The organism is Ectopseudomonas chengduensis (assembly GCF_900102635.1).
Taxonomy (GTDB): domain Bacteria; phylum Pseudomonadota; class Gammaproteobacteria; order Pseudomonadales; family Pseudomonadaceae; genus Aquipseudomonas; species Aquipseudomonas chengduensis.
Window position 1 is genome coordinate 1 of sequence record NZ_FMZQ01000037.1, and the last position, 2,280, is coordinate 2,280.

Here is a 2,280-nt window from a genome sequence, read left to right on the forward strand (position 1 = left end):
CTGCTCAAAAATTGAGCAGAAGCAGTTGAACACCTGGGTCAGTTTTCAGTCGGCAGAACAGCCTCTACTGGGTCAGTTTTCGGTCAGCAGCAACAGTATTGGCCCTGAATCTAGCCGGTAACAAGTCTCTCTTTGTCTCGCGACAGGGCTGCTAGGACTCCTCTGGTCTGTGATGTGGCGAGGCCAGAAGACGTGATCTTAGAACGGCTACAAGCACGGGAACGGGTTAGTCCAACTCAAATGCTCAGATAGGCGCAGTGCTCGCAATACTAGCCTACGGAGGCAAACTATTATTTGTTTGGTTTATAAGATTCTAGGGCATTCAATTTAGTATTAAATATCATCTTATGGATGGTAATAGCGTAGAGGAACGAAGCTTTCGGGTGTCGTCAGGCCGAACAAATACTTGTCTATCCAATCCATTGGGTGCGTATCTCCTGCGAACTATTCTCTGTGCCTGGCTCGTTGGTGTGCGAGTTTAATAAATACTGTTTACCTTGAGGTTTGCTCTGCTAGAATCCGCGAGCGCTCGACATGTGTCGACGCCGCTGGAATTCCAGCGTCCTTTTCGTAAGAAACCTTTGAATGGTGAGCTTATGACACAAACTTTCTTTAACGAGGTGATTCAGAATGGTTACAGGCGACGACGATATTAATCAAACCGAGCAACTGGTTCAAAAGCTGCACTCTAATGGTAAGCTGAGCGTTAAACCGCTTCCGGGCGGCTCGACTTCCTACAGGGTTCAGGGCTCTGGGCATAAAAATGCTGAGTACTACGGATGCCCTAAAAAGCCTGAAGAACTGGGTAGGTTTAACGATCCTAAGGAACAAATTGGGATCTGGTATGGGGCGGAACACCCCAGCGGGGCGTTGGCCGAGACGTTCGGAAGGCTTCGGCCAAAGGCGTCGAAAGGGCTAGGCATCGTACTTAATACCACAGATCTCGAGACAAGAGATATGTGTGTGGTTGAGACGACCAGAGATTTGAGGCTGCTGGATCTAAAGCTATGTCTGTCCAAAATGAACCGGACGGTGGACGAAGTGACCGGCCCTGACTATGCGCTTACGCAAGAAATTGTGGCAGCGGTGGCCAGGTTGCCAGGCAACCCTTTTGATGGAATCGCTTATGAGTCACGTCATCACCCGGACGGCCACAGCTGCTATGCATTGTGGACGGCTCCAGGTGAGGTCACAACGGTGAAGACCGTTGAGATGAAAAGGCTTTCGGAGTTCGAGTACAAAGGAGAACTTCCGGAAGGCTTTGAAGGTGACAGCATTGATGCTGAGGAAATTATGACAGAAGTCCTCGGCTATCAGGTGATTTGCTCTTAAGCTCCGATACCATTCACGCAGCGCCCCACTTTTGGGTGCGCTGCTTTTTAAGCAGGAGTTGAGCTCATGAAGAGAGCAGCTTCCCGCTTGATAACATTCAACTGTTCCTCATTAACTCCGTCTTTCAGTACTACATACGGTAATTCTACTTGCCCATTGCTGAAAGCAATCGGGTTTAGGAAAAATGTGCATTGAGCTTCTGCGCTGACATTTTTCATCAGGCCTAAAATTTCCTCCAAGTATGGAAGTTTTTCGTCTCCAACAAGTTGGAAGGCAGGATAGAGGTAATCGTTTCCTTCCTGGATCGCGATTAGCGTGCCTTTCTTCACATGGTTGTTGATAGTTTGTCTTGTCGTACCCAAAGCGCTGGCTATCGCCTGACTTTTCAGTACTCCTCCAAAATCCTTGAGTCGTTCGAAGAACTCGATTTTGGCGGCTACGCGCCGAGCTTGTTTTCGGGTTTCCCTAGTGCTTAAAGCGCCGGCCACAGAGCCACTGGCAGCAAGCTTTTGGAGAAGCTCCGCATCAGTCAAGGATCCAAGGTTCTCCTTAGTCTTTTCTTCAGACCACTGCTGGAACACATTCGTTAGTAGCTTCAGCACGCGCACCGATCCACCCGCTACTTCTGGGACCTTTTCTAGGGTGGCGGCCAGGGTGTCGACTAATGCGTGGATTGATCTTTGCGAGTCCATGAGGCACCTCAGCATTTTTGATTGACGATTTAATTTATACATCATTTTTATAAATCGTCAATCTGATTTCGCTTTTCTGGCGACGAACGGATGCTGGAAGCGGCTGAGAAAACCTCACCCGTGTCGGTAGACTGGGGGGTGAGATCTGACATTTTTGGAAGGGGGTGTTGGCGCTGATGGAAAATTGACCCACCCTGCCGATTGAAATTTGACCCAGGGCGGATTGCTGATTTTGTTACCAGCAACTGTGGATAAG

3 protein-coding genes are annotated in these 2,280 nt (G+C 49.0%); 1 reads left to right on the forward strand and 2 read right to left on the reverse strand.

All coding sequences use genetic code 11. The features are described 5' to 3' along the window. Positions 1 to 630: 630 nt before the first annotated feature. Positions 631 to 1,332 (forward strand): RES family NAD+ phosphorylase, encoded by a 702-nt coding sequence (locus BLS08_RS25900; RefSeq protein WP_055986198.1) that lies wholly within the window; start codon positions 631 to 633, stop codon positions 1,330 to 1,332. 47 nt (positions 1,333 to 1,379) lie between these two features. Here the strand turns inward: BLS08_RS25900 and BLS08_RS25905 are convergent, their stop codons facing one another. Further along, a complete protein-coding gene (locus BLS08_RS25905) occupies positions 1,380 to 2,024 on the reverse strand; it encodes a hypothetical protein (protein ID WP_139204321.1) in 645 nt (214 codons plus the stop codon). 47 nt (positions 2,025 to 2,071) lie between these two features. Then, on the reverse strand, positions 2,072 to 2,280 hold a 209-nt coding region (locus BLS08_RS26475), incomplete at its 5' end, for a hypothetical protein (protein ID WP_208600926.1).

Bases quoted from the DNA above. Each gene is read 5' to 3' on its own strand.
- BLS08_RS25900 (WP_055986198.1), top strand. From the start codon at position 631: ATGGTTACAGGCGACGACGATATTAATCAAACCGAGCAACTGGTTCAA.
- BLS08_RS25905 (WP_139204321.1), bottom strand. From the start codon at position 2,024: ATGGACTCGCAAAGATCAATCCACGCATTAGTCGACACCCTGGCCGCC.